The 24,383-nt window shown below is 62.9% G+C and carries 18 protein-coding genes and 1 tRNA gene; 9 read left to right on the forward strand and 10 right to left on the reverse strand.

Going from position 1 to position 24,383, the window contains the following annotated elements; all coding sequences use genetic code 11:
- Positions 1 to 23 precede the first annotated feature (23 nt).
- The 4 genes from QA639_RS08080 to QA639_RS08095 form a co-directional block, all read right to left on the reverse strand.
- Positions 24 to 1,043 (reverse strand): OmpA family protein, encoded by a 1,020-nt coding sequence (locus QA639_RS08080; protein ID WP_152977468.1) that lies wholly within the window; start codon positions 1,041 to 1,043, stop codon positions 24 to 26.
- A gap of 436 nt (positions 1,044 to 1,479) precedes the next feature.
- Entirely contained in the window at positions 1,480 to 1,887 is a 408-nt protein-coding gene (locus tag QA639_RS08085) for a hypothetical protein (RefSeq protein WP_028333159.1), read from the reverse strand.
- 449 nt (positions 1,888 to 2,336) lie between these two features.
- Complete coding sequence (gene rpoH / locus QA639_RS08090; protein WP_024581019.1) at positions 2,337 to 3,233, reverse strand: RNA polymerase sigma factor RpoH; 897 nt, start codon at positions 3,231 to 3,233, stop codon at positions 2,337 to 2,339.
- A gap of 216 nt (positions 3,234 to 3,449) precedes the next feature.
- Positions 3,450 to 4,469, reverse strand: coding sequence for an RluA family pseudouridine synthase (locus QA639_RS08095; protein ID WP_283089496.1), 1,020 nt, complete (start codon positions 4,467 to 4,469; stop codon positions 3,450 to 3,452).
- Positions 4,470 to 4,490: 21 nt separating this feature from the next.
- Between QA639_RS08095 and QA639_RS08100 the strand changes: the two genes are divergently transcribed.
- The 3 genes from QA639_RS08100 (at position 4,491) to QA639_RS08110 (ending at position 7,453) form a co-directional block, all read left to right on the forward strand.
- On the forward strand, positions 4,491 to 4,826 hold the full coding sequence (locus QA639_RS08100) for a hypothetical protein (RefSeq protein ID WP_157346586.1): 336 nt from the start codon (positions 4,491 to 4,493) through the stop codon (positions 4,824 to 4,826).
- A gap of 126 nt (positions 4,827 to 4,952) precedes the next feature.
- Complete coding sequence (locus QA639_RS08105; RefSeq protein WP_157346588.1) at positions 4,953 to 5,600, forward strand: QcrA and Rieske domain-containing protein; 648 nt, start codon at positions 4,953 to 4,955, stop codon at positions 5,598 to 5,600.
- Between the two features lie 122 nt (positions 5,601 to 5,722).
- On the forward strand, positions 5,723 to 7,453 hold the full coding sequence (locus QA639_RS08110; protein WP_028333163.1) for a methanol/ethanol family PQQ-dependent dehydrogenase: 1,731 nt from the start codon (positions 5,723 to 5,725) through the stop codon (positions 7,451 to 7,453).
- Between the two features lie 177 nt (positions 7,454 to 7,630).
- Here the strand turns inward: QA639_RS08110 and QA639_RS08115 are convergent, their stop codons facing one another.
- The 3 genes from QA639_RS08115 to QA639_RS08125 all read right to left on the reverse strand — a co-directional run bounded on the left by QA639_RS08115 (position 7,631) and on the right by QA639_RS08125 (position 10,734).
- The gene (locus tag QA639_RS08115) at positions 7,631 to 7,903 is read right to left on the reverse strand and encodes a hypothetical protein (protein WP_283089497.1); all 273 of its coding nucleotides are present in this window, start codon (positions 7,901 to 7,903) and stop codon (positions 7,631 to 7,633) included.
- 61 nt (positions 7,904 to 7,964) lie between these two features.
- A complete protein-coding gene (locus tag QA639_RS08120) occupies positions 7,965 to 10,280 on the reverse strand; it encodes a xanthine dehydrogenase family protein molybdopterin-binding subunit (RefSeq protein WP_283089498.1) in 2,316 nt (771 codons plus the stop codon).
- A gap of 1 nt (position 10,281) precedes the next feature.
- Positions 10,282 to 10,734, reverse strand: coding sequence for a (2Fe-2S)-binding protein (locus QA639_RS08125; protein WP_028333166.1), 453 nt, complete (start codon positions 10,732 to 10,734; stop codon positions 10,282 to 10,284).
- A gap of 585 nt (positions 10,735 to 11,319) precedes the next feature.
- On the opposite strand from QA639_RS08125, the gene QA639_RS08130 reads away from it, so the two are divergent.
- The 3 genes from QA639_RS08130 to QA639_RS08140 all read left to right on the forward strand — a co-directional run bounded on the left by QA639_RS08130 (position 11,320) and on the right by QA639_RS08140 (position 13,315).
- Positions 11,320 to 11,394: transfer RNA gene (locus tag QA639_RS08130), tRNA-Glu, on the forward strand.
- 317 nt (positions 11,395 to 11,711) lie between these two features.
- On the forward strand, positions 11,712 to 12,107 hold the full coding sequence (locus QA639_RS08135; RefSeq protein ID WP_157346615.1) for a hypothetical protein: 396 nt from the start codon (positions 11,712 to 11,714) through the stop codon (positions 12,105 to 12,107).
- Positions 12,108 to 12,133: 26 nt separating this feature from the next.
- On the forward strand, positions 12,134 to 13,315 hold the full coding sequence (locus QA639_RS08140; RefSeq protein WP_028334848.1) for a radical SAM protein: 1,182 nt from the start codon (positions 12,134 to 12,136) through the stop codon (positions 13,313 to 13,315).
- An 85-nt stretch (positions 13,316 to 13,400) separates the two neighbouring features.
- On the opposite strand, the gene fabF is transcribed toward QA639_RS08140, so the two are convergent.
- Positions 13,401 to 14,663 carry a beta-ketoacyl-ACP synthase II gene (fabF, locus tag QA639_RS08145; RefSeq protein ID WP_157346617.1) on the reverse strand — a complete coding sequence of 421 codons (1,263 nt, stop codon included), beginning with the start codon at positions 14,661 to 14,663 and terminating at the stop codon, positions 13,401 to 13,403.
- A 341-nt stretch (positions 14,664 to 15,004) separates the two neighbouring features.
- On the reverse strand, positions 15,005 to 17,314 hold the full coding sequence (locus QA639_RS08150) for a tetratricopeptide repeat protein (protein ID WP_157346619.1): 2,310 nt from the start codon (positions 17,312 to 17,314) through the stop codon (positions 15,005 to 15,007).
- Positions 17,315 to 18,145: 831 nt separating this feature from the next.
- On the opposite strand from QA639_RS08150, the gene QA639_RS08155 reads away from it, so the two are divergent.
- Genes QA639_RS08155 through QA639_RS08165 form a run of 3 tightly spaced genes read left to right on the forward strand, consistent with a single transcriptional unit; the run spans position 18,146 to position 23,516 of the window.
- Positions 18,146 to 18,574 (forward strand): hypothetical protein, encoded by a 429-nt coding sequence (locus tag QA639_RS08155; RefSeq protein WP_157346621.1) that lies wholly within the window; start codon positions 18,146 to 18,148, stop codon positions 18,572 to 18,574.
- A 23-nt stretch (positions 18,575 to 18,597) separates the two neighbouring features.
- Positions 18,598 to 20,835 (forward strand): hypothetical protein, encoded by a 2,238-nt coding sequence (locus QA639_RS08160; RefSeq protein WP_283089499.1) that lies wholly within the window; start codon positions 18,598 to 18,600, stop codon positions 20,833 to 20,835.
- Complete coding sequence (locus tag QA639_RS08165) at positions 20,835 to 23,516, forward strand: carboxypeptidase-like regulatory domain-containing protein (RefSeq protein WP_157346624.1); 2,682 nt, start codon at positions 20,835 to 20,837, stop codon at positions 23,514 to 23,516. The genes QA639_RS08160 and QA639_RS08165 overlap by 1 nt, the downstream gene beginning before the upstream one ends.
- A 224-nt stretch (positions 23,517 to 23,740) precedes the next feature.
- On the opposite strand, the gene QA639_RS08170 is transcribed toward QA639_RS08165, so the two are convergent.
- Positions 23,741 to 24,130, reverse strand: coding sequence for a hypothetical protein (locus tag QA639_RS08170; RefSeq protein ID WP_283089500.1), 390 nt, complete (start codon positions 24,128 to 24,130; stop codon positions 23,741 to 23,743).
- Positions 24,131 to 24,383: the final 253 nt, after the last annotated feature.

The raw sequence follows: 24,383 nt of genomic DNA on the forward strand, positions 1-24,383 counted from the left end.
TTGGCGAATCTCGTCCGAGGCCTTTAGCTCGGTTCAATCCAATGGGAAGGATTCGAGACGTACATGGTTCCTCGCGTCAAGAAAGCGGACAATTCAAGTCCCACACCTAAAAACGGCAAGTCGAGCACAATGACGCCCGAGCCCTTGGCTGCCTCGAATCCTCCGTACAGCGTGTGGAGTGCATTTCTCACGTTCTGAAGCAAGCCAATGGCCGTAAAGGTGTTTCGCGTATTCAGCGCGGGTGCCACGTACCTGCCGTTTTTCAAGCCATCGATGAAGTACTTGCTGTTATGGATCGATTGCAGTGCCGATTTCGAGATCAGCTTTTCGGTAAATGCGACATTGACGCCCCAGTCATTCAGGGGTTCACGGTGCAACTCATACGGAACGCTGAAACCAAAGCCGATAACGGCAACGGCCCCTCCGCTGCCTCCAAGACCAAGTCCCCACCGGCTGCTAATAATCTGGAGATCGAAGGTCTCCAAATCTCCCAGGTTCACGACGTACGCGGTCGTGCTCTCGATGCCGCCGATTAACAACTGTCCGCCGGACTTGACGCCGAAGCCAAGCCAACGCTTGAAGAATTTGCGTTCCTCCGGATAAAATTGAGGTTTCGGTTGAGGCGGCGGTGGCGGCGGTGGCGGTGGTGGATTTGGCTTAGTCCAAACTGAGATGATCACACCGCGCCAGCTTTCGTTTTCCACCCCATCCATTTCACCTGCGTACTTGGCCGCGCGTTCCCCTTTCGCCACCTCGAGCGCAACTTTGAAATTGTTGGGCACTTGCTTGCGAAGCAAATCAATTACGGCCCGCAGCCTATTATGCGACAATTCCATGTTGAAATCGTCGCTGCCGGTACGACTTGCAAGTCCTATAATTGTAAGGCTTCCTCCGCTCCTCAATTTTGGAGCGACGACACTGATCAGCCAGTTGGAATGTTCCGGCTTTATGGCGAACTTGCCGACTTCAAAGTTGAATAACTTCGCCGCAATCGTATCCGGTGCCTGCGATCCGTACTCCTGGATTTTTCCGGGTGATGCCATGCTGACTATCTCCCAACGGAGAGACCGACTGCGGAACGGGTAGAACCCGGATTGAAATATCCGCGTATCAATGGGTCGCTTTGGAGTTTATGCCGGTTCATCGTCGCCCTCGGATTTCCCGTCAGCGACTTGAAGGGTGCCGTCGAAGTCGGTGAAGGCGAAGCCATAAGACACTCCGTGGTTTTCGGCGGAATGAGCGTACGGCGGCTTGGGTTTCATCGCGATGTCGCGGCATAGCGCGGCAGTGGGCGAGCAGGGCCACGTACTCCATTAAAATCCAGGACGCCTGCTTTCGGGGACGAAGCGGAAACCCGATCCGAGTTCGGGGATATCGCGTTCTGACCCGAAGCGGTCCGGCACGCGGATGGCGCGTCGTCGCGCGCGCCATCCGCTCCTACAATCTATCTCTTGCTATCCCTTGCGAAGAAAAAAGAGCCTAGGCCTTCAGGTCCGTGATCCGCATGATCGCGACCACATTCCCATCGTTGTACGCCTGCTCTTTTGTTTCCTTGTTACAGGTCCAGACAAAATTCTTCTTGCCGGTAAAGGTCTTTCCCTCCTGTTCAAGCCGAAGCTCCCCTTCAGTGATATGGCAGATCATGGCATTCATCATCGGGGGGCCCATGGTCTTCGATCCCGGCTGCATAATGACATCGCGCATTGAGACCGTCTTAAATCCTGGGATCAGGGATGGTGTCTCGCCTTCATATTCACGCACCACGACACCTGGCCAAGGTGCCGTATCCTTGTAGCCCGTGGCTTGAGCCGCGGCGGGCTTGATCATGGCAGTCGAAACCGCTGCCAATGCGATTCCCAGTGCGGACCTTCGATCGACCTTCCTCATCGCTTTTCTCCCGACGTTACCGAACGAGCGGCCGCAAATGCAGCGCGCAAGGTTCGTGGTGAACGGTGGTGCGAAACCGAAAAAAGAACGGCCTCTAAGAGAGCGTGCCTGCCGATAGCACCAGTGCTGCTCGTTTGCCCGGACGGTGATTTCGGCACGTCCCGCTTCAAGGGCCGTGACATTCTACGCCACCTGACGCATCCGGGGAACAGGTGGCGTTGCACGAAGACACTGCAGCCTGTCGGGAAGGTCCGAAACTGGCCCGTTAGCCGACATGACCGAGTGCGCCTCGCGTGTCCGCACCCGAGGGCTGATGCGGACATTCGTCGGCAGGCGGATTGATGGCGACACGCCCCGGATCGAGGTGCGTGCCGAGGACCACTTTGCAAACAACAAAAAAGCCGGCGTTGCCGCCGGCTTTCGTGTCTGTTGGCTTTATCGCTGCGCGATCAGTGCGCGGCTTCGAGCGCGGCTTCCTGCCGGGCGATCGTGCCCTTGACGGCCGACTGCACCTTCTCGAACGCGCGGACCTCGATCTGCCGCACGCGCTCGCGCGACACGCCGAACTCGGCGGCGAGATCTTCCAGCGTCATCGGCTCATCCGCCAGACGCCGCGCCTCGAAGATGCGGCGTTCGCGCGGGTTGAGCACGCCGATCGCACCGTTCAGGGCCTGGCGGCGATGATCGAACTCCTCGCTCTCGGCCATCAGGGCTTCGGCGTTGGGCGAGTTGTCGACCAGCCAGTCCTGCCATTCGCCGGCTTCGCCGTCGTCGCGGATCGGGGCGTTGAGCGACGCGTCACCGCCGAGGCGGCGGTTCATGTCGATCACGTCCTGGTCGGTCACGCCGAGGCGCTTGGCAATCAGCTTGACCTGGTCGGGGTGGAGATCACCCTCTTCCAGGGCGGAGATCTTGCTCTTCGCCTTGCGCAGGTTGAAGAAGAGCTTCTTCTGGTTCGCGGTGGTGCCCATCTTCACGAGCGACCAGGAACGCAGAATGTACTCTTGTATTGACGCCTTGATCCACCACATGGCGTAAGTGGCGAGACGGAAGCCCTTCTCGGGCTCGAATCGCTTCACCGCCTGCATCAGGCCGACATTGCCTTCCGAGACGACCTCGGAGATTGGCAAGCCGTAGCCGCGATAGCCCATGGCGATCTTGGCCACGAGCCTGAGATGGCTGGTGACGAGCTTATGCGCCGCGTCGCGATCGTCATGCTCGCGCCAACGCTTGGCGAGCATGTACTCCTGCTGGGGTTCCAGCATCGGGAACTTGCGGATCTCGGCGAGGTATCGAGAGAGGCCGGATTCTCCATTGAGGACCGGCAACGTAGCTGTACGGGCCATTTGAGCGCCCTCCAGTGGTTCAGGCCCCCGATAGCGGCGGGCCCGGCAGGTGGCCGCTGGGTTAAAGCCGGCCATGCTGCGATATTCCGCGCTGGATATTCAGCGCAGGTGCAACATACACCAAACTGTCCGTGATAGGGAAGGATTGCTGACGTCACGTCCCCGTGTGGCAGGTATAACCTGTTGTCATAACGCGGCTTTTCCGGAAGGGGTGCGTCATACCGCCGCTTCCAGCGCCCGTTGCAGGAGAAGCAAGTCCTCCGGCAAGGGCGCTTCCCAGTGCAAAAATTCCCCGGTCCGGGGGTGCTCCAATGCCAGCAGATAGGCGTGGAGGGCCTGCCGGCCGAGGGCGGTGAGTGTGTCCTTACCTTCCGCGCCGAGCTGCCCGGCCTTGGTCTTGAAGTGGGCGCCGTAAACGCTGTCGCCGAGCAGCGGATGGCCGAGATGGGCAAGGTGCACGCGGATCTGATGGGTCCGCCCGGTCTCGAGCCGGCACGCCAAGAGCGAGGCGACCGGCTTGCCGTCGCGGCCGGCAAAGCTCGAGAGCACCTCGAAATGGGTGATCGCCTCGCGGCCGCCCTGGCGCACCGCCATCTTCTCGCGGGCGTGCGGGTGGCGATCGATCGGCGCGTCGATCGTGCCGTGGGGCCGGTTCGGCACGCCCCAGACGAACGCCATGTAGCCGCGCTCCATGGGGCCGGTGCGGCCATGGTCGGCGAACTGCGCGGTCAGCGACTGATGGGCCTGGTCGTTCTTTGCGACCACCATCAGTCCGGTGGTGTCCTTGTCGAGGCGGTGCACGATGCCCGGCCGCTTGACCCCGCCGATGCCCGACAGGCTCGAGCCGCAATGCGCGATCAGCGCGTTGACCAGCGTTCCGCTGGCGTGGCCGGCGGCGGGATGCACGACGAGACCCCTCGGCTTGTCGATGACGATGATGTCGTCATCCTCGAACACGATATCGAGCGCGATGTCCTCGCCCTGCGGCTCGGCGGGCGCGGCCTCCGGTACGTCGATTATGATCGTATCGCCCTTGGCGACATGATAAGCGGGGTCGCGGACGACGGCGTCCTTGACGGTCACGGAACCGGCGAGGATCAGCGCCTTCAGCCGGGACCGCGACAGTTCGGGACTGCGCTGCGCGAGCACGCGGTCAAGCCGGGCCGAGCCCTCGTCGCCGGCGACGACGACCTCCAGCTTCCGACCGCCATTCGAAGAGACTTGTTGCGAAGACACTTGCAAAGATAGAGCCTTGTGATGACCGACACCGCTGTGACCGAACCGACCCCCGACCAGGCCGCGCTGATCGCGCGGGTGCGGCGCATGATGCTGATCGCGGGCCTGACCTCGGCACTGGCCGTGGCCGTCGTATTGATTGCCATCGGCTACCGCCTTTATCGCAGCGAGGGAAGCCCCGTTTCCGTTTCCGACGTCACTGCTGCGCTGCCGAAAGGCGCGCGCATCGTCGCCACCGGCGTCGCCGGCGAACGATTGGTCCTCACGCTTGATGTGGGCGGTGCAACAGAGATCCGCACATTTGATGCAAAGACGCTGAAACCTGTCGGCAGGCTGAACTTCGTCAACGAGCCCTGATCGCAGCGATCGCGAAGCCGGGCAGTCGATCAACCGAAAGCTGCAGCGTATTTTTTGCGCATGCATTCGCGCATCGAGAAGGTGTGCCGCCATCTTTTCGGCCGAGTTGCACGTTCAGCTTGCGCCATGTCGCGATCCAACCCCAGCGCTTCCATCGAACAGTCTGGTGAGTCCGATCTGTCGGGCTCGTGCGCCGACCCGACGCGCCGCGCGGTGTTGACCGCGCTCGCGAGCTGCGCCTGTCTCGCCGCAATCGAGCCTGCGGCCGCCGACGATGACGAACAGCCCGGCGCCAATGATCGGCCGCAAAAAGCCGATCGGCTCGTGCGCGCCGAGGGCGACAAGGCCGGCCAGGTCATCAAGTCGGAAGATCTGACCTTGGGCGGCCCGCCCATTCGCGCCTGGCCGCAGGACCCGAACACCTCGGTCGTCCGCAAAGGTTCGCGGCTGAACGAGGTCGTGCTGGTCAAGCTCGATCCGAACGAACTCGACGATGCGACGCGCGCCCGCGCCCCTGACGGCATCGTCTGCTACTCGGTCATCTGCACGCATGCCGGATGTCCGATCACCGCCTGGTTGAAGGAAGAGCAGGGCGACAAGAACGTCCTGAAATGCCTCTGTCACAACTCCGAATACGATCCGCGGCAGAATGCGCAGGTCGTGTTCGGGCCGGCGCCACGTCGCCTCGCGGCATTGCCGCTGACGGTTGCCGACGGCGCGATCACGGTCGCAGCGCCATTCGTCGGAAAGGTGGGTGCTCAGCAGGGAGGATGAGGCCACATCGGGATTTCTGCACGACCTAAAGCATGATCCGGAAAAGTGCGATGCGGTTTTCCGAAAAGATCATGCTCAAAATAAAATTGAAAAATCAAAACAGAGCAGGGAGGTAGCATCTCATGACAAGCAAGCAGTGGTTACTGTCGAGTTGTGTCGCATTCACGTGCCTCATTTCGACCTATGCCGTCGCGGGGCCGATCGAAAACTACAGTTCGGTGACCTCAGCGCGTCTCGAAAATCCCGAACCCGGCAACTGGATGCTGTATCGCCGGACCTATGACGGACAGGGGTACAGTCCGCTCAACCAGATCAACACCTCCAACGTCAAGAACCTCAAGCCGGTCTGGACCTTCTCGACCGGCGTCATCGAGGGCCATGAGGCGCCGCCGATCGTCAACAATGGCGTGATGTTCGCCGCGACCCCGATGGGGCAGGTGATCGCACTCAACGCCAAGACCGGCGAGGAGTATTGGCGCTACAAGCGGCAGCTTCCCGACGATCTGTTCCAACTGCATCCGACCAGCCGTGGCGTCGGCCTGTGGCAGGACAAGGTCTACTTCGCCACCACCGACGACCATGTCGTCGCGCTCGATGCCAAGACCGGCAAGGTGGTCTGGGACACCAAGGTCCAGGACTACAAGAAGGGTCAATACCTGACGCTGATGCCGCTGGTGGTCGACGGCAAGGTGATCGTCGGTGGCTCCGGCGGCGAGTTCGGCGTGCGCGGCTATGTGGTCGCCTACGATGCCGAGAGCGGCAAGGAGCTCTGGCGCACCTTCACCATCCCCGGCGAGGGCGAGCCCGGGCACGAGACCTGGAGCGGCGACGACTGGAAGTCGGGCGGCGGATCGGCCTGGATGACCGGCACCTACGACAAGGACAACAAGACGATCCTCTGGGGCGTCGGCAACGCTGCGCCGTGGCCGGGCTCGGCTCACGCCGGCGACAACCTCTACACCAGCTCGGTGATCGGTCTCGATCCCGAGACCGGCAAGATCAAGAAGCACTTCCAGTATCACCAGAACGATTCCTGGGACTGGGACGAGGTCGACGCGCCGATGCTGGTCGACCTGCAGCGTGACGGACGGTCGTTCAAGAGCCTGATCCACCCGGGACGCGACGCCATCTTCTGGATACTCGAGAACAAGCCCGACAAGATCAACTACGTGTCCGGCTGGCCGTTCGTGAAGACCAATGTCTGGAAGGGCATCGAGGCCGAGACCGGCCGGCCGATCGTCGATCCCGAGCACAAGCCGGTGATCGGCAAGCGGGTCGAGTTCTGCCCGTCGCTGTGGGGTGGCAAGGATTGGCCGTCGGCGGCGTACAGCCAGAGCACCAAGCTCGTCTACGTTCCCGCCAACGAGAACTTCTGCGGCGGCTTCACCGGCGAGAAGCAGCCGCTGGTGCCCGGCCAGCTCTGGCTCGGCACCAAGCCGGAGGACATCGGACTGACGCCGGCGCCGAACGCCGATCATTTCGGCGAGTTGCAGGCGTGGGATCCGGCCACCGGCAAGAAGGTCTGGCAGCACGACTTCAAGACCTCGCAGCTGTTCGGCTCGGTGACGGCGACCGCGGGCGATCTGGTTCTCGCCGGCGGCACCAACGACCGGATGTTCCGCATCTTCAACGCCAAGACCGGCGAGCTGTTGTGGGAGCAGAAGACCAACTCCGGCATCATGGCGATGCCGATGTCCTATGAGGTCGACGGAACGCAATACATCGCGGTCCAGTCGGGCTGGGGCGTCGACGCGCAACGCATCCAGGATGCCCTGGCCGGCAAGGTCAAGGGCTTCGAGAACAACGTCCCGCAAGGCGGCGTGATCTGGGTGTTCGCGCTCGACAAGAAGTAAGGCACGTGATCCGAGCTTCGGTCCTGATTGAATCAGGACCGAAGCTCCGGCTCTCATGACGCGTTTTCTGCAAGCGAAACGTTGTTCGTTCGTTCGAAAACGCTTCTTACCAATAGGGGGCGATGCGATCGGGAAGCGGCGGATGGGGAGACCGCCGCTTCCCGGTCCGCGCTTGCGCTATTTGCCCTTGGTGTCGACCTTCCGCTTCTCGTCGTCGTTCATCTGCTTGATCGTGGGATCGCGGCTGGCCTCGCCGGTGGTCTGGCCGGTGGTCGGTGGCGGGCCGCTGCTTGGAACCGAGTTCTGGTCGGGCAGCACTCGCGCCGGACGCGTCGCCGTTGCGTTTGGCGGCGAGGCGGTTTGTGCGAGTGCAGCCTGTGTCGCAAAAAGAAAGACGCCCGCGGACAAGGCTGCCGCGAGCGTCCCGAATGTCTGAGGCGGGGTTCTCATCGATCTGCTTCCTCTAAAGCGCGATCGATGAGAACGGCCCGTCTCATCTAACGTTCCTGCGTCAGGTCTCCAGCTGCTTGCCGATCGGAAGGGCGCGGATGCGCTTTCCGGTCGCGGCAAAGATCGCGTTGATCAGTGCCGGCGCGAACGGCGGCACGCCGGGCTCGCCGACGCCGCTCGGCGGGGTGTCGGCGCCGGGCGGCACGATGTGGACGTTGGTGATCGCAGGCGACTCGTCCATCCGGATCACCGGGAAGTCGTCGAAATTGCCCTGCTGCACCTTGCCGTCCTTGAAGCTGATCTCGCCGTATTTGGCGAGGCTCAGTCCCATGATCGCGGCGCCCTCGATCTGCGAATGGATCCGTTCCGGATTGACATAGGTGCCGCAATCGATCGCGGTGTCGACCCGCGGCACCGAGAACTTGCCCTTGTCGTCGACCGCCACCTCGACGATGGTCGCGATGTAGCTGACGAACGAGCGGTGCACCGCGATGCCAAGGCCGTGGCCCTTCGGCACCTTGCGGCCCCACTCGCCCTTCTCGGCGACCAGCTCGACCACCTTGCGCAAGCGCGCGGTGTCGATCGGGTAGCTGTCATAGGGCTCGCCGTAGTTCCAGGGATCCTTCACCGAGGACAGGTTGACGATCCGCGGGCTTCCGATCAGCTCCAGCAGCATCTCCTTCTGGTCGCGGCCCGTCGCATGCGCGATTTCCCCGACCATGGATTGTACCGCGAAGGCGCGCGGGATGTTGGAGACCGAGCGGAACCAGCCGATCCGCGTGAACGCGGCCGCTTCCGGATTCTCGCACTGCAGGTTGGCGATCTCGAACGGGTTGTCGATCAGGCCCATGCCGAGTTCGAACGGCGCTTCGTGATTGGCGCCGGCGGCGAAGGTCGAGGCGATGGTCGGCGCCACGCTGCGGTGCCGCCACGCAATCACCTTGCCGCTCTTGTCGAGACCGGCCTCGATCCGTTCCACCGAGACGGTGTGCAGGAAGTCGTGATGCACGTCGTCCTCACGCGTCCACTGCACCTTGACCGGCGCGCCGAGCTCCTTCGACAGCAATGCCGCCTCGAGCGCGAAGTCGCATTTCGACTTGCGGCCAAAGCCGCCGCCGAGCAGCGTCACGTTGACGGTGACATTGTCCTCGGGGATGCCGAGCGTCTTGGCGACATCCTCGCGGGTGCCGCCGGGGCTCTGCACCGGCGCCCAGATCGTGGCCTTGTCGCCCTTGACGTCGGCCACCGCGACCGGCGGCTCCATGCTGACATGGGCGAGATGCGGCAGATAGTATTCGCCCGTTATCACCTTGTCGGCGCTCTTCAAGGCCGCATCGACGTCGCCTTCCTTGCGCACCACGAGGCCGGGCTTGCGCGCGGCTTCCTCGAGCGAGGCACGATAGGTGACGGAGTCGTATTTGGCGTTGGCGCCGTCGTCCCAGACGATCTTCAGCGCGTCGCGGCCCTTGATCGCGGCGCCCGTGTTGCGCGCGATCACGGCGACGCCGCCGAGCGGCTGGAACTTGGACGGCCACGGCCAGCCCTTCACCTCCATCACCTTCTCGACGCCCGGCACCTTCTTGGCCGCGCTGTCGTCGAACGACTTGAGCTTGCCGCCGGTGACCGGCGGACGCGCGATCACGGCGTATTTCAGGCCGGGCAGGCGGACATCGGCGCCGTAATGCGCCTTGCCGGTGGTGATGTCGTGCAGGTCGACGATCGAGACCTGGCCCTTGCCGAGATAGCGGAAGTCCTTGGGGTCCTTCAGCTTGAGGCCCTCGACGCTCGGCACCGACTCCTTCGCGGCGTCGGCAGCGAGTTCGCCGAAGCCGGCCTTGCGACCGCTCGCGCTATGCACCACCTCGTGGTTCTGCGCCTTCACCTCGGTGACCGGCACGCCCCATTTCTTGGCGGCGGCGGCTTCCAGCATCGAGCGCGCCGAGGCGCCGATCTGGCGCATCGGAATCAGATAGTGCCGCGTGCTGCGCGAGCCGTCGGTGTCCTGGTTGCCGAACTTGACCTCGTCGCCATGCGCCTGCTGGACATGGACGCGCGTCCAGTCGGCCTCCATCTCCTCGGCGACGATCAAGGGCAGGCTGGTGCGCACGCCGGTGCCCATCTCGGAGCGGTGCGCCAGGATGGTGACGATGCCGTCGGGGGCAATCGCGACGAACACGCGCGGGTCGACCACGACGCCGTGCGGCATCTTGCCGGCGCCGGTCTCATAGGCGAACGCCTGGCGCGTCATCACGGGGGCGGCGAGCACGAAAGAGCCGGCGATGCCGAGCCCCTTGAGGATGCTGCGGCGCGAAACGTTCTCGACCTTCACGTGCTTCTCGAAGCCGCGAAGCTTGCTGGGGTTGGTGCGGATATTCATGTCATACCCCCGTCGATGCGAGATGGACGGCATTCTCGATCCGCTGGTAGCAGCCGCAGCGGCAGATATTGCCCGCCATGGCTTCGCGGATCTGGTCGTGGCTGGGCTTCGGATTCTGGTCCAGCAGCGCCGCGGCCTGCATGATCTGGCCGGCCTGGCAGTAGCCGCACTGCGGCACGTTGACCTGGCGCCAGGCCTTCTGCACCGGATGGTCGCCGGTCGGATGCAGCCCCTCGATGGTGGTGACCTCGCGGCCGACGACGTCGGAGACCGAGGTGATGCAGGCGCGGACCGCCTCCTTGTCGACGATCACGGTGCAGGCGCCGCACAGCGCCTGGCCGCAGCCGAACTTGGTACCCGTGAGGCCTGCTTCGTCACGGAGATACCAGAGCAGCGAAAGATCCGGGTCGCCGTCCCAATTCTGTTCCTGGCCGTTGATTTTTAGTTTGATCATGGTCTGTCCTCGCTCTGCTTAAGCTATTGACCTGTGCGGCGCGAGGTGCGGAACGTCTTCCATGGCCTGCGACCGCGCTGATGTTTGTTGTGCCAAGATATTCGTGAGCCAAATCTGCCGTGCGCCAAGGCCGTCAAGCGCTTGCGCTTTGTTCCAAGCACTCCTCTCGCTTGTCCGGCGCCGTGCGGGGCGCAGCATGGTGAAGGGCTGCGATGTTAGCAGAGACGGACGCCGGGTGACTTCACAGCCAAGTGTTTTGCATTGCCATTTGGCGAAAGCAGGGCCGTGCACGACGACGACATGACATCTCAGGGTGGCCATCATGCAATCGCGAGGGCGGTGCCACTGTCGCGTGCAGGTGCGACGCGCTCGGGCAAGGCACGCGCGGCATTGCGCCCGGCACCGTCTTCCCCGATGCGCAATTGCGCGCCTGAGGGCATCGCGCGGCGATGAACCCGGAATCCAGACGTATGGCGCCGGATGCCCCCCCGGGGGTTCGTAAAGCATGGCTGACAAAATCCCCGCCGCAATGCACAAGGCATCTTGCGGCCGCCGGATTTCGAGGCTATTGCCTTTCGTCTCAACGCTCCCTTCGTCTAGCGGTTAGGACGCGGCCCTCTCAAGGCTGAAACAGGGGTTCGATTCCCCTAGGGAGCGCCATTTGAGCCCTCATCCGCAAACCCGGAACTGACCCGCTCGGCACGCAAAAGCGGCGATTTCGAGCACGTGCCTGCGGCTCTCGATTCAAATTGCGCGGTGCCGTGGGCCGCGATCACCGGCATGAGCGATTGCGCAGGTCTTTCGGAACGGGCTCGCGCGAGAGCGTGCCCTGGTCGTTCACCCGTGCGAGCTGATCGGCGCAGACGCGATGCCTAGACTCCGCTGCAAATCCGCTGCTATACTTTCAGTTGCTCGACCGGCGTGAAGCACGCGCCGACATTTCGTTCGATTGTCATATCGCGAAAAGGAGCTCGACGATGGCGATTACGCTGACGGTCTTGGCGAGCCTGCTGCAACTGCACGGGCCGGGTGCGACAATCGAAAGCGATCATCAGGGTATCGACGCATTGCTGAGTGGTGTGCGCGAGCAGAGCCTTCAGGAACAGGGCGCTCAGGAACAGAGCTTTCAAGAAGAGAGCTTTCAAGAACAGAGTCCTCAAGACGTACAGAGCTTGCAGTTGGGGGTGGTTTCCGAACAGCCCCAGGCAACCCAGGTCTATTTCAGGCGCGGAGCCTTTGCCAGGGGGCCCTATGCGGGCGGCTTTCGCAGGGGCGGCGGCTACTATCCGGGCGCCGGCGCATTTCGCAGGGCCGGCGGATATTATCCCGGAGCAGGCGCGTTCCGACGAGGTGGCTTCGTCAGGGGCTACTAGGCCGATCGCAGCTTGCTGGTATCCGCATGTCGGTTGACGCTTCAAATTCCGTCGCGTTCCAGGAGCAGCCGATCACGCAGTTGCTGGTCAAGGTAGCGGCGAGGTGCAACATCGATTGCTCCTATTGCTACTGGTTTCGCGATGCGGCCGTCTATGACAAGCCCAAGCTGATGAGCGCGGAGGTGCTGCAGCAGCTGTTGCTGCGCCTCGAACAGCACGTCGCCAGATACTCCCTCGTCGACTTTCCCGTGATCCTGCACGGCGGTGAGCCGCTGCTTTGGGGCGTCGATAATTTTCACCGTTTTGCGGAGGGCTGCGAGGGCATTTCATCCCGGACCGGCTGTGAGATCCCCATCGCGGTGACGACAAACGGCGTCCTGATTGACGACGAATGGCTCGACTGCTTCGAGGCCCGCAATATTTCGGTGGCGATCAGTATCGATGGGCCGGCACATATTCACGACGCTCACCGCAAGACGTTTCAGGGTACCGGCACCCATGCCGCCGTGGAACGCGCCGCCCGCATGCTGGTATCGCGCGACATTGGCGTGATCGCCCTCGCAGTCTGCAACCCGGCCTACGCGCCGCAGGAGTATGCGGATTTTTTCGCGGCGTGCGGCATCGCCAACTACGACATCATGATTCCCGACGCGACGGTGGACGAGAAGCCGTCGTCCATTGCCCCGTTCTATAACGGTCTTTTCGATCTGTGGCTGGAAGCCAATCGCACGACGCCGACATCGAATGTCCGCATCATTTCCGACATGGTCGCTGCCCTGATCGGCAACAACGCGCCGACCGAAGGCGTGGGCCACAAGCCGGTCGAGCTTTGCACGGTCATGACCGACGGCACGGTGGAGGCCCACGACGTGTTGCGAATTGCGGGTGACGGCTTCACCAACACGAGGTTCAACATCTTCGATCACGCGATCGACGACGTCAGGAACGAGCCGCGCTGGAAAGCCGCACGCGATGCTTCAGTCAATCTTTGCGAGAAATGCCGGCAGTGCAAGTTCATGAACGCCTGCGGCGGAGGCTACCTTCCGCACCGCTTCTCCACGAAGAACGGTTTCGACAATCCGTCGGTTTATTGCGACGATCTCTATTCGATGTTCGAGAATATGCAATCCGTGCTGGAACGTCATCTCTACGTCCGCAAGCAGGACGGGGAACGGATTGGCGTGCGCAACGCAGCGGCGGGCGGTTAGGCAATTCGGATCAATCGGCAGCTCCGCTCTTGTAGATGACGCGACACGCGCGGTATCGTTCCATTGCGAGCAAAGCCCGACTGTCTCAAGACCACCGTCGAAACACCAGGCTGGCGTTGACGCCGCCAAATCCGAAGCCGTTCGAGATCGCGTGTTCGATTGTCATTCGCCGCGCAACGTTCGCGACGAGGTCGATGCCCTGCGCCGCGGAATCGGCGTTCTCCAGATTGAGCGTGGGCGGCGCGACCTGATCGCGCAGCGCCAGGATGGTGAAGATCGCCTCGATGCCGCCGGCGGCGCCGAGCAGATGTCCGGTCGCCGACTTGGTCGCGCTGACGGCAATTCCTCCCTCGCGCCCGAACACGCGCTTGATCGCCTCGAGCTCGGAGAGATCGCCGACCGGCGTCGATGTCGAATGCGCGTTGAGATGCTGGATCTGGTCGGGCCGCAACCCGGCCTGCTGCAGCGCCGCCTCCATCGCGCGCCGGGCGCCGTCGCCATCCTCCGGGCCTGCGGTGATGTGATAGGCGTCCGCCGTCGTGCCGTAGCCGACGAGCTCGGCGATCGGCTTCGCGCCGCGCAGCAAGGCATGTTCGAGCTCCTCGATGACGAGCACGCCTGCGCCTTCGCCCATCACGAAGCCGTCGCGGTCGCGGTCGAACGGCCGCGACGCCCGCGCCGGCGTGTCGTTGAACGACGTCGACAACGCCCGCGCCGCCGCAAAGCCGCCGAGGCTCACGGGATCGATGCAGGCTTCCGCGCCGCCGCAGATCGCGACGTCGGCTTCGCCGGATCTGATCAGGCGCGCGCCGTCGCCGATCGCTTGAACGCTGGCGGCGCAGGCGGTCACCGGCGCGCCGATCGGACCCTTGTAGCCGTAGCGGATGGTGACGTGCCCGGCCGCGAGATTGGCCAGGAAGGATGGAATGGTGAACGGCGACAGCCGGCGCAGGCCGCTCTTCTCCGCGGTGCGCACGGCGTCCGCGATCGCGGGAAACCCGCCGATCCCGGATGCGATCACGGTGGCGGTGCGCTGCTGCGCACGCGCCTCGGCCGGCATCCAGCCGGCCTGCGCCACGGCCTCGGCCGCTGCGAGCAGCGCGAACAGGATGAACCGGTCCATCTTCTTCTGGTCCTTGCGCGGGGCCGCGGAATCGGGATCGAACCCGCCCTCGGCATCCCCGGCCTTGTCAGGAACCTGTCCTGCGACGCGCCCCGGCAGCGCGGCCGCCCACTCGGGCAACGCCGTAAGCCCGGAATGCCCCGCAAGCAGCCTCGACCACACGAGTTCAGTGCCACAGCCCAGCGGAGACACCGTCCCCAGGCCCGTCACAACAATTCGACGCATGGTTCTCCTGTCGCGCCCTTGGTGCGAACCGGCATGGCCGGGATTCGAACTTGCCCGGGCGTCGGGTCGTTATATGATGATTGTCATCTATTATCTCGACCGGCCGGCCGTCAAGGGATTGACTTCGCTCTCAGCGCTCCGTTCGCCTGGCGGTGGCGACGCGGCCGTCTCAAGGCTGGAACAAGGGGTTCGAACGCCAACCGGCACTCATCTGCGAACGCGGACTGACCGTTTCGCGTCGCGAATACCGCCGCTTCGAGCCCATCCCTGCTCCCCTCGATCCGGATCGCGGTCGTCGACCTCGACTACGCTGATGAGCGACTGCAACTAGCCAGCAACGATCACGCCGGGACGACGATATGGTCCGGCGCAATGCCCGCCTGGTGACGCTCATGCATCGCGGTATAGGCGGCCTCGACATGCCGGGTGAAACGTTTGGTATCGAACAACGGTGCCGTCAGCCGGTTGGCCGCCATCCTGGTTTTGAGCGCCGCGAGCTTTTCGGGATGGGTCGCAAGATCGACCGCCATGCGCTCATAAGCCTCCGGCGATTCCGCAATAAGCTCGGGCAGGCCGATCGCATGGAGCAAGCTCGCCGCGACCCGGCTGGCAAACGTGTCGCCGAGAATGGTCAGCACCGGCAGGCCGGCCCATAGCGCATCGCTGGCGGTCGTGTGGGCATTGTAGGGAGTGCTGTCGAGGAACAGGCCGGCGAGGCGATGGCGTGCGAGATGGTCGGGTAACGACATACGCGGTGCGAACACAAGGCGCTCCGCAGCGACGCCACGCGCGACCGCCTCCTTGCGCAAATTTGCGGCAGATTCGGCATTGGCTTCGAGGAGCCACAACATGCTGCCTTCGACCCGGCCGAGAATCCTCATCCACCGGTCGAACATGTCAGGCGTGATCTTGTAGTTGTTGTTGAAGCAGCAGAACACGAAGCCCGTCGGCGCCAGCCCCACGTCGCCGCGCGTGAACAAGCGATCGGCAATGACACGTTTGTCGTCGTTGGCCTGATAGCTGTTGGGCAGGGCGACCACCTTTTCGCTGTAGAATTCGCGATGATGATCCGGGATCACGGTACGATCGGCGATGATGTAGTCGATGAACGGGGCGCCGAGTGTTCCCGGATAGCCCAGATAATTGACCTGGATGGGGGCAGGCCGGCGGCCAAGGACTCTGGTGCGGGATCCCCCGGTAAAGCCTTTCAGATCAACCAGGATGTCGATTTCCGATCGTCTGATCAGGTCGGCGACCTCATCGTCGTTGATGTCCCGGACCTCGACAAATCGATCGAACGACGCCTCCAGCCGTCGACGCATCTCCGAGGGGTCGTTGGGCGACCATGAGATTGCCACCGTCTCGAATTTCGACCGGTCGTGGCACTCGAACATCCCTGCCATCAAGAGCGATGTCGCGTGGTTGCAGAAATCCGACGAGAAATAGCCGACGCGAATTCGATCGTGATGGTAGCGCTCGCCCCGCCAGCGCTGGCTTGCAGACGGCGGATGATTCTTCGCGGTCCATCGCGTGGCGCATAGCAGTTGATCGGCGGTCGATGAAGGAACGCTACAAAACAGAAATGGCGGCGTCGTCGCGTTGCGATTCCTGATCGACTCGATAAGTCGGTCGCACTCGGCGTCAAGGTCGGCCCAGTCGCACATGTGGGATTTGGCGTGCAGACGATAGCCTTCGATGTCGGCCTGGTCCGGTTTGAGCGCGACGGCCTTGTCATAGGCGGCGAGTGCCTCGTGGTAGCGCGCCAGAGTGGATAGAACCTTGCCGCGGTTGGCGTGGGCAGCCGCATCGTCGCCCTTGTGCTGGATCGACTTGTCGATGCTGGCGAGCGCCGCCTCATGATGCCTGAGCCTGAACAGCGCCGAGCCGCGGTTGTTGTAGGCCTCGGCATAGTCGGGCCGCAACGTGATCGCTCTGTCGTAACTCGCGATTGCCTCTTCGAGACGATCCAGTTCGATCAGCACGTTGCCGCGATTGTAGCACGCGCCGGCAATTCCCGGGGCCTGGTCGTAGCTCGCGAGCGCATCATCGAACCTCTTGAGGTCGTTGAGCACGTTGCCACGATCGTTGTGTGCGCCGGCATCGTTGGGCTTGAGCGCAATCGCCTTGTCCAGGCTCGCCAGCGCTTCCTCGGGCCGCTCCAGCTTTCTCAGCGCGGTGCCCCTGTTTCGATGGGCATCTGCATGGTCGGGTACGAGCGCGATCACGCGATCGTAGCTTGCGAGCGCCTCCTCGTGGCGCCCGAGGTCCGCAAGCGTGATTGCGCGATTGTAGAGAGCCGGCGCAAGGTTTTGCTTGATCGCGACCGCCCTGTCGAAGCTCGCGAGCGCTTCGTCGAAGCGACGCAACGCGCGCAGCGCATTGCCGAGGTTGCTGTGCGCGTCCGCGACGTTGCCGTTGAGCCTGATCGCTCGCCGGATCAGGTCGACGCCGCGCTCGCTGCGGCCGGTCTGCGCGGAAATCAGGCCCAACAGATGCAGTGCATCGAAGTTGTTGGGCTGCTGTCGGAGCATGTCTTCATAGATCTTTTCTGCCGCCGCCAACTGACCCCGCTGATGCAGCGCGACAGCCTGCGCGAAGGCGCGCTGCAAGGCGGTCGAACTGGATCTTTGAAATTCACCTGTTTCGGGCATCAGACGTCTTCACGCGCTCCGTGTCCGGGTCCTGGCCTCACGCTGGCAGACATGTCGCATCCTGTGCCCACGATAAGGATCGCCCGTCTATTAAAGGTTGAAAACTGGCAGATCGTCCTCGATTGCGCAACGGCCTCCAGGAACAGCTCCGCGAATAGTCGGGCTGAAGCGGATGGTCCTCGATCTGCCCTGCGGCTGCCTCGTCGGCCGCAGCCGAACCGTGGACGGTCACGACGGAAGCGGGGGCATCGTCTGGAGCATCAAAGTCGCAGTCACGATGCGCCTGCCATTCTAGCTCGAACACGCGTCGTTGCTGAGCAGCGGCGTCGGGTTCTCTGTCGAATTTTCCCCGCCGCGATACCATGGCTTGAAACGAAACCCGGTTCTCGCATACGACCATGGCGCGGTCAGGGATCGGGCGCTGCCCTCCGTCGTATATTCTGAAGCGACGCCAGGGTCTGGATTGTAGAGCGAGAAGACTCCGCGCCAGCTGCCGTCCGGCTGCTCCTGGGCATCATGTAGGCTCGGACGCTCCGGGCCCATACACCACCTGCGCAGGGCCGATTCCGCCGGGGCCGGAAGCGTCCGACTGAACGGCGATTCCCCGCGGCATCCAGGCTCTTTCGTTCGTCGACGTCGAGAGCCGCACCTGAAACCAGCCCGCCGTATAGCGTATAGGCTGACGCGTAAAGATGCCGGCTATGTGCATTCGGGGTGTCTCGCGTCCGCCAGTTGACCAAGCGGAACGCGCGATTGGTAACGCACCCCATATTTGTGGACTTGAGATTTTAAGTCTGGTACCCCACGCCAAACTGGTGTGGACCAAGCGCAATGTGGAAGCCGTTAATCGCCTGCCTGATGACGTTTTTCGTCTCTCTTCCAATGTCCGTCGCCTCTGCTCAGACGACAAAAGCGCTCGACGTTGCGCGGAGCAACATCGTCGCCGCGCCTCGCGGCGAACGATTGCTGATGCTTCTGAACCTGCAGCCGGATCGCGACAAGCTGCGCGCGCTGTCCGCAGATGAAATCAATTCGACCTTGGTCGAAACAGGCAAGCGTTACGCCACGGAGCTGTTGAACGACGAGCGCTATCGGAGCTACGCGACCGTCGAGGTCATCTTCGCGTTCGTGACCAGCATGGATGAATACGCGCGCCCCAATTACGGGGGGATGGTCAAGATCGGAACGGTGTCCTTCAAGCGCGAAGGGGCCGATATCAGCGTGACCGCGACCAACCTCGACCCGAAGACCATCCGCTAATTCAATCTCAAAGGACCGATCAATTGGCGGAGCTCCCATCCAGAAGGTTGCGCTCACGGACGGCGCGGACGGTCACCGTTCTGCTGGTCGCTGCGGCTGCCGCCGTCGCTGTGGTCGGTCCGCTCGTCTACCCAAAGCTGCGTTACTACGCGGGCGTCCTGAGGGCGATGCCAGGGGAGCAGTTGCGGCAGTCTGCCGTGCTCGCCAACCTCCAGGCGGAGCATGCGAAGCAGACCTCTGAACTGGCCGCCATTCACGCAGCACAGTTAAAACAAAGCGCGGAGATCAAGAGCGAGATCCTGGACCTTCAAGATCGTCTTGCAGACTTGAATACGGATACCGCAGACTCCGCATCAGCGAATTCCAGTCAGGGAAGCCCGGATCAGCTCGGTGAATGGGCGTTCTTGAACGACATCGATGTCTATCAAAAGGCCGGCCTCATCGAGGTCTACGGCGGCACGCTGACGCAAAAACGGACCGGTCCGATCGGCGTGAAATCCGCGGTCCTGACCACGAGCGCTCGTAAGTCGTGGCTGGCCTGGTCGCCGGACAACACCCCCGCGATCAACGCCAAGCAGATCGAGCTCGAACTCGACGGCGACACGATCCGGGCCGGAACCCTCACCGTCGGACTGATCCTCGATGATTACACATTCACCGGATGGTCGCTGCGTCTGGGGGCGGACATGCCGGTGGATCCCGCCCTCAAGCCGGCAGATGTTCCGTCCGACCTCGCCGAAGCCGTCGGGAAAGCCGGCACGCTCAAGCAACTGCGGGGCGCCGGCAGCCGCCGCTACGTCGCGACCTTGCCAAGATCGCTGAAAGCAGCGCTCGCCGGCACCTCGGGACGCAGCGTCAGGTCATGGGTCATCATTCTGGATGGCGCCGGGCCAGGCGAGCTGGCAATTCGGCGCCTCGCCTTGACCGCATCGGATGTCGCGGGATCCGACGCCGCGCCCTCGAACATATCCGGGAAGGTCGTCGGTGGATTGGCCGCCGCCGGCAAGCGCATCGAGCTTATCCTCGAGGACAACCAGACGCGATCGACCGAGCTCGGGCTCGACGGAAGCTTTGCATTTTCGGAAGTCCCGACGCGCCTCGCCGCATCGTTGCGGTATCGGTTCGAAGGCCAGGACTATTACGCCTCGCTCGGACGCTGGTTTCGCCCGCTGGCCGGTGCCATGGTCGTCGATGTTCCGGTCCGCCCGGAGTTCGATAACCCCGGCCGCAAGGAACCGAACGCCGCGGAGACGGACATCAAGTCCGAGTTCGACACGGACGACCAGAAAATGTCGATCTTTCGATACGCGAAGCACCGCCGCACGGTATGGCCGGGTGGCCCGGGATATCCGCGGGAGTTTGCCGGCCGGGCCTTCGCCAACAATTTCGGACACCTCGACCGCGATCGCGCATTTGACAACCGCGACCGCTGCCTGCGTATCGCCGCGGTCGGCGGAAGCACCTTCGTTGCATTGCAGGTCAAGGCCTACGAGAAGTTCAACGTGGTGCTCGAAGGCGAGCTCGGACGGCGCCTCGGTCGCTGCGTCGAAGTCATTTCCGCCGGGCGCGACAATGGCGATCTTGCAGCCAACTACCGTGTCATCCGCGACTACATCATGAAATTCAGCCCCGACGTCGTTCTCATCGAACAGATGAGCGGGCTTGCCACCCAGATGGACGCGAGGATCCTGAAGAGCACGCTCGGATGGAGCTACGAACACAACGTGCTCGACGACTTCTATTTCGATGCCAATGGCGCGTTGACGTTCCGGCCATGGGATTCGAGCTGGGCGCTCGACGCAGTCGCCCCGACCAACGAGCAGCTGATCAATGGCCTCGGCATATTTGAAAGCTTCAGCATTCCGTATGCGGATTTCGCGCCGGAGGCCAAGGCATCGTTCGATCTGTTCGCGGCGATCGCGAACAAGCTGAAGGACGATTATCCAAACACGCGGTTCGTCCTGACGACCGGTCATGATCAGGCCGTCTGCCATGGCAGCAACAGTTGCGACGGCAAGTTCGCGATGCCGGATGGCCGTAGCGTGCGCAAGGGCACCGCGCAATTGCTCGAGAACTTCGCCAGGCTTTGCGAGCAGGCATCGATCGACTGTCTGCAGCCCCCGGTGCCGCCGGTGGAAGAGCACCTGACCTATCAGCATGATGCCCATTATTCGGTGCGCGGACATCAGTGGCTGGCGCGTCATTTCGCCGACCAGCTCGCCGCGTTGCTGTCCAGGGCGGGTCTTGGAAGCGGCAACTGATGCGCCGGATGCTGGCCATTTGCCTTGTCTTGATCGCGGCCGGCGCATCATCCTTTGCCGCGCAATCTCTAGCAGCGGATATCCGCCCGCTGCCTTACCCGTTCGGCAGTATGATCACGTTCTCGAGTGACGTCGACTATCAGACGCCTTGGCAGGGACATTCGATCCACCGGTACCTGAACGAAGAGCTCGGACTTCCGATCACGGACAGCTTCTGGATCAGCAGCTCGACCGGCGGCGACAACGTCAGCGCGCTGTTCAAATCCTACGCGGGTCTCAGCACGCAGCCGTCGCGTGTCGGGGAGCACTCGGTTTTCGGCTTGCTGCTGCGACAATGGCATCGCGGGAACATCGATACGATCCATTCATGGGCCGACGACATGCTGCCGCAGTTCCGCCGCGTGACGACGGATCCGTTGCCGCTCTCGGCTGGCGGAATCTCGCTGGACCTGAAGGGGGCCGGGCAGTGGACGCACGCGTTCGAAGCGTTTGGCGGCAAGGACGCGCGCGGATACCAGCAGTTGAGGATGTTCTTCGACCGGGATCCGCCGAATGATTTGGTCGTCGAGGCGCAATTCGCCGACGACGCCACCTATGTGTTTCCCAGGGAAACGACGGCACGCTTTCGGATGAGCGCAGGCAAGGCGCCGTCCGCCGGGCCGACCTCGGTCACCGTCATCCTGAATGAACCACGGCCGATCGGCGTCATGCCGGCGCGGGACGGGCCGTTTCCGGCGCTGACCGGGCTGCGCATCAAGTCGGGTTCGTGCGGCGCTTCATGTGCCGTCAACCTGGTCGCGATCGAGCGCGACAACTTCAGCCGCTGGTCGGTGTTGGCCGAGAAGAACATGGTCGATTTTCTCAACATCCGCCCGTCTTCGTTCACCTCGCATGGCGGCATGAGCTATCACCCTTCATTCGAGGGACCGGGACCGCACTACAAGCCGGACTACAAGCTTGGCGCGGACGTCCGGCAGGAGTCGATGGGGCTGGCGGGAGCGCCCGGCACTCATGGCTATTACGCCGATATCTTGAAGCAGATGGGATTCCGCAGCGTCACGTCGATCTGGAACGGTGACGAAAGCGAGACGTGGTCATTCCAGCGCGGCGTCGCCCCGCTGGTTTCGGTCTATCCGGGATTCTACGCGCTTGCGAAGACCCACGTGAATTTTGGCGAGGCCGGAGATCCGATTGACGCTTCGAAAGCCGTGCTCGTGAAACTCGACCCCCGGCTCGAAGACTTCGATCTCGAGGCCTATGTCTGCACAGTGAGCGTCTATTGCCGCTCATCCTCACAGGGCGCCACCGCGGGCGGCCAGATTGCGCTAGGCCGGCATCTGATCGCAAAGGGCGCCTCGGTTCAGTACCATTGGTATACCCATTTCGGCACGGTCTACATGGACCCGACGTTCACCGCGACACCCGAAGCGCCATTCCCTGCGGTGACCATGGAGGAGTTTCGCAACCTCGCAGGCGACTACTACAATCCAAGCGGTGAACTGCCGGAAGCAAAGCGCGTGTGGGTGCCGCCAAGCGCCGTCTGGTCGAACTACCGGATCGTGCATTCTCAGATCGCAGAGCACGTTTCGGTGAATCCGGAGACATCCGCGGTCGCCATCTCATCGTTCGTCGACCAGGTCCTGCAAGAGAAGTTACCCGACCCGAACTCCGGTACCCGCGATCTGCACGGCATCACGATCTACGTCCCGAGCTCCGATCGCGCGACCGTTTCGCTCGACGGCAAGCCGATCACGTCCTTTACGCGAAACCCCGCGGACGCAACCGGCCGGGAGAGCGTCACGATCGTCGACGACAACACCCCGACGACGTTCTTCAACCGGCTGCCGCTGGAAAGATCCGGCGAAACGCGTGTCGCGGGCGGAACGTATAATTGGCAGAGCTCGACCGGTGAGGGGGCCGAGGCGCCGCCCGGCTATGCCAGGCTCACTGCGACGTCGCGTGAAACCTCGCTCACATTCGCGCCGGGCGACCTGAAGCTTTTCAACGTCACGCATCTGTCCTGGTCCTATCGCATGCGAAGGGACGACGGCAGGGCTGCGAAGGGCAGGCTGTCGATTGTCTGGCGTACAGCAGCGGGCGCGACGGTTTCGATCGCCGAAGGTGTCGGCAGCCGGCCGCCGGATGATGCCGACACCGGACGATGGACCAAGCCATTCGAGCGGGACGGCAAATGGCACGCTGTCACCGTCGCGCAGCACGATTTTCTCTGGAAGCCAGGATTTGATAAATGGCGAGTTCTGCCGCTGGCCCTTGGAAAGATCCGCTCTGTCGAGATCAAGCTGATCGACACAGAGGCGGGAGACATCCTTGAGATAGGCGCAATGCAAGGTCTTAGACCGACCGGAAATGCAGTTGCTCCAGACCAAAGCTTGCTTATTGCAGGGCAAGTCGTTGCACCATCAGGCCGGCCGCAGCAAGGCGTCGAGATCAGACTGCACAATGAGGATGGATCGACGCGCACCACCGCGACGGATGCGGGCGGTTATTACATTCTCGGCAAGGTCAAGCGGGATTCGCTCGTCTCGGTGAGCGCCCGGGCCGCATCCGGTCCGTGCTTTCCGAAGCGCGGTGCGGAGCTGGAGCTCCGACAGGACGAGGCCGAGCTCGACTTTGATCTATCCGCCTGCACGAAGAAACAAAGTCTTGCGATCCGGCAATAGCCGGGCCATTGCAAGAGGAAACGCCCGCTCTCGATGCGTGAGCCTACAGGCGCTGTCGTTTCGGCTGTATCCGGAACGCCTCGGCCGCGAGATTTGCCAGGAAGGATGGAATCGTGAACGGCGACAACCGGCACAGACCGGCGCGCGGCACGCGCCGCTGATGCGGGTTTTGGCGCCTCAACACGGGCTCGCCAGCATCGGGCCGGTACTTCTGATCTGATCGTTCATGCCTGGGCGCCCCGCATCAGCGGAGTTCTGCCGTCGCCTTGCGCCGAAGCCTTCGGCGCATTCCGCGCCGCGGAGGCCGGGTTGTTGTCGGAGACGATCACGCTCGCATGCTGGGTGACGTTGCCGACAATGGCGTTGCCGCCGTCCTTCACCTTCACGATCTGCACGGTGATGGCGGGCTCGCCATGGCTTCGGTGGCGGTTCAGCGCGTCGATCTGGGCGGGAAAGGTGCGGGCGAGCCGCCGGCCGGTCGCATCCGGCCATCGCGACGCATTCATCCGGGCGTTAGGCGAGAACTTGCCGCGGTCGCGCCCCGGCAACGGGCCACCCGCCTGTGCTTCCGAAGCAGGTGGCCCGCTCTTCGAGGGGCGCGATTGGAGAGCCAATCCAGCCTTTCTCGCCCCCACATTAGACGGCAAGCCCAACAGGCCGGCAATGGAGAGAGAGGATTACTTCCTCAGTCGGATGCAATGAGCCCATAGCGTTGGCGCCGGCAGCTTACAGGACTAGTCCGGACGGTCTGCCCGTAGATTTACCATGATCCGGAATTCCAACTGCTCGGCGCCGGAGCGCGCGCTAGGTTGATGGCGCGGGGGCGGCGCCTTGAGGTCAGGAGGCCGCAATGGAGCGTTTGTATTT

Source organism: Bradyrhizobium pachyrhizi (assembly GCF_029714545.1).
GTDB classification, from domain to species: Bacteria; Pseudomonadota; Alphaproteobacteria; order Rhizobiales; family Xanthobacteraceae; genus Bradyrhizobium; species Bradyrhizobium pachyrhizi.

Coding starts and splice junctions, on each gene's coding strand:
- QA639_RS08155 (WP_157346621.1), top strand. CDS start 18,146: ATGTGGAAGCCGTTAATCGCCTGCCTGATGACGTTTTTCGTCTCTCTT.
- QA639_RS08110 (WP_028333163.1), top strand. CDS start 5,723: ATGACAAGCAAGCAGTGGTTACTGTCGAGTTGTGTCGCATTCACGTGC.
- QA639_RS08125 (WP_028333166.1), bottom strand. CDS start 10,734: ATGATCAAACTAAAAATCAACGGCCAGGAACAGAATTGGGACGGCGAC.
- rpoH (WP_024581019.1), bottom strand. CDS start 3,233: ATGGCCCGTACAGCTACGTTGCCGGTCCTCAATGGAGAATCCGGCCTC.
- QA639_RS08100 (WP_157346586.1), top strand. CDS start 4,491: ATGACCGACACCGCTGTGACCGAACCGACCCCCGACCAGGCCGCGCTG.
- QA639_RS08105 (WP_157346588.1), top strand. CDS start 4,953: ATGTCGCGATCCAACCCCAGCGCTTCCATCGAACAGTCTGGTGAGTCC.
- QA639_RS08115 (WP_283089497.1), bottom strand. CDS start 7,903: ATGAGAACCCCGCCTCAGACATTCGGGACGCTCGCGGCAGCCTTGTCC.
- QA639_RS08080 (WP_152977468.1), bottom strand. CDS start 1,043: ATGGCATCACCCGGAAAAATCCAGGAGTACGGATCGCAGGCACCGGAT.
- QA639_RS08150 (WP_157346619.1), bottom strand. CDS start 17,314: ATGCCCGAAACAGGTGAATTTCAAAGATCCAGTTCGACCGCCTTGCAG.
- QA639_RS08165 (WP_157346624.1), top strand. CDS start 20,835: ATGCGCCGGATGCTGGCCATTTGCCTTGTCTTGATCGCGGCCGGCGCA.
- fabF (WP_157346617.1), bottom strand. CDS start 14,663: ATGCGTCGAATTGTTGTGACGGGCCTGGGGACGGTGTCTCCGCTGGGC.
- QA639_RS08135 (WP_157346615.1), top strand. CDS start 11,712: ATGGCGATTACGCTGACGGTCTTGGCGAGCCTGCTGCAACTGCACGGG.
- QA639_RS08085 (WP_028333159.1), bottom strand. CDS start 1,887: ATGAGGAAGGTCGATCGAAGGTCCGCACTGGGAATCGCATTGGCAGCG.
- QA639_RS08140 (WP_028334848.1), top strand. CDS start 12,134: ATGTCGGTTGACGCTTCAAATTCCGTCGCGTTCCAGGAGCAGCCGATC.
- QA639_RS08120 (WP_283089498.1), bottom strand. CDS start 10,280: ATGAATATCCGCACCAACCCCAGCAAGCTTCGCGGCTTCGAGAAGCAC.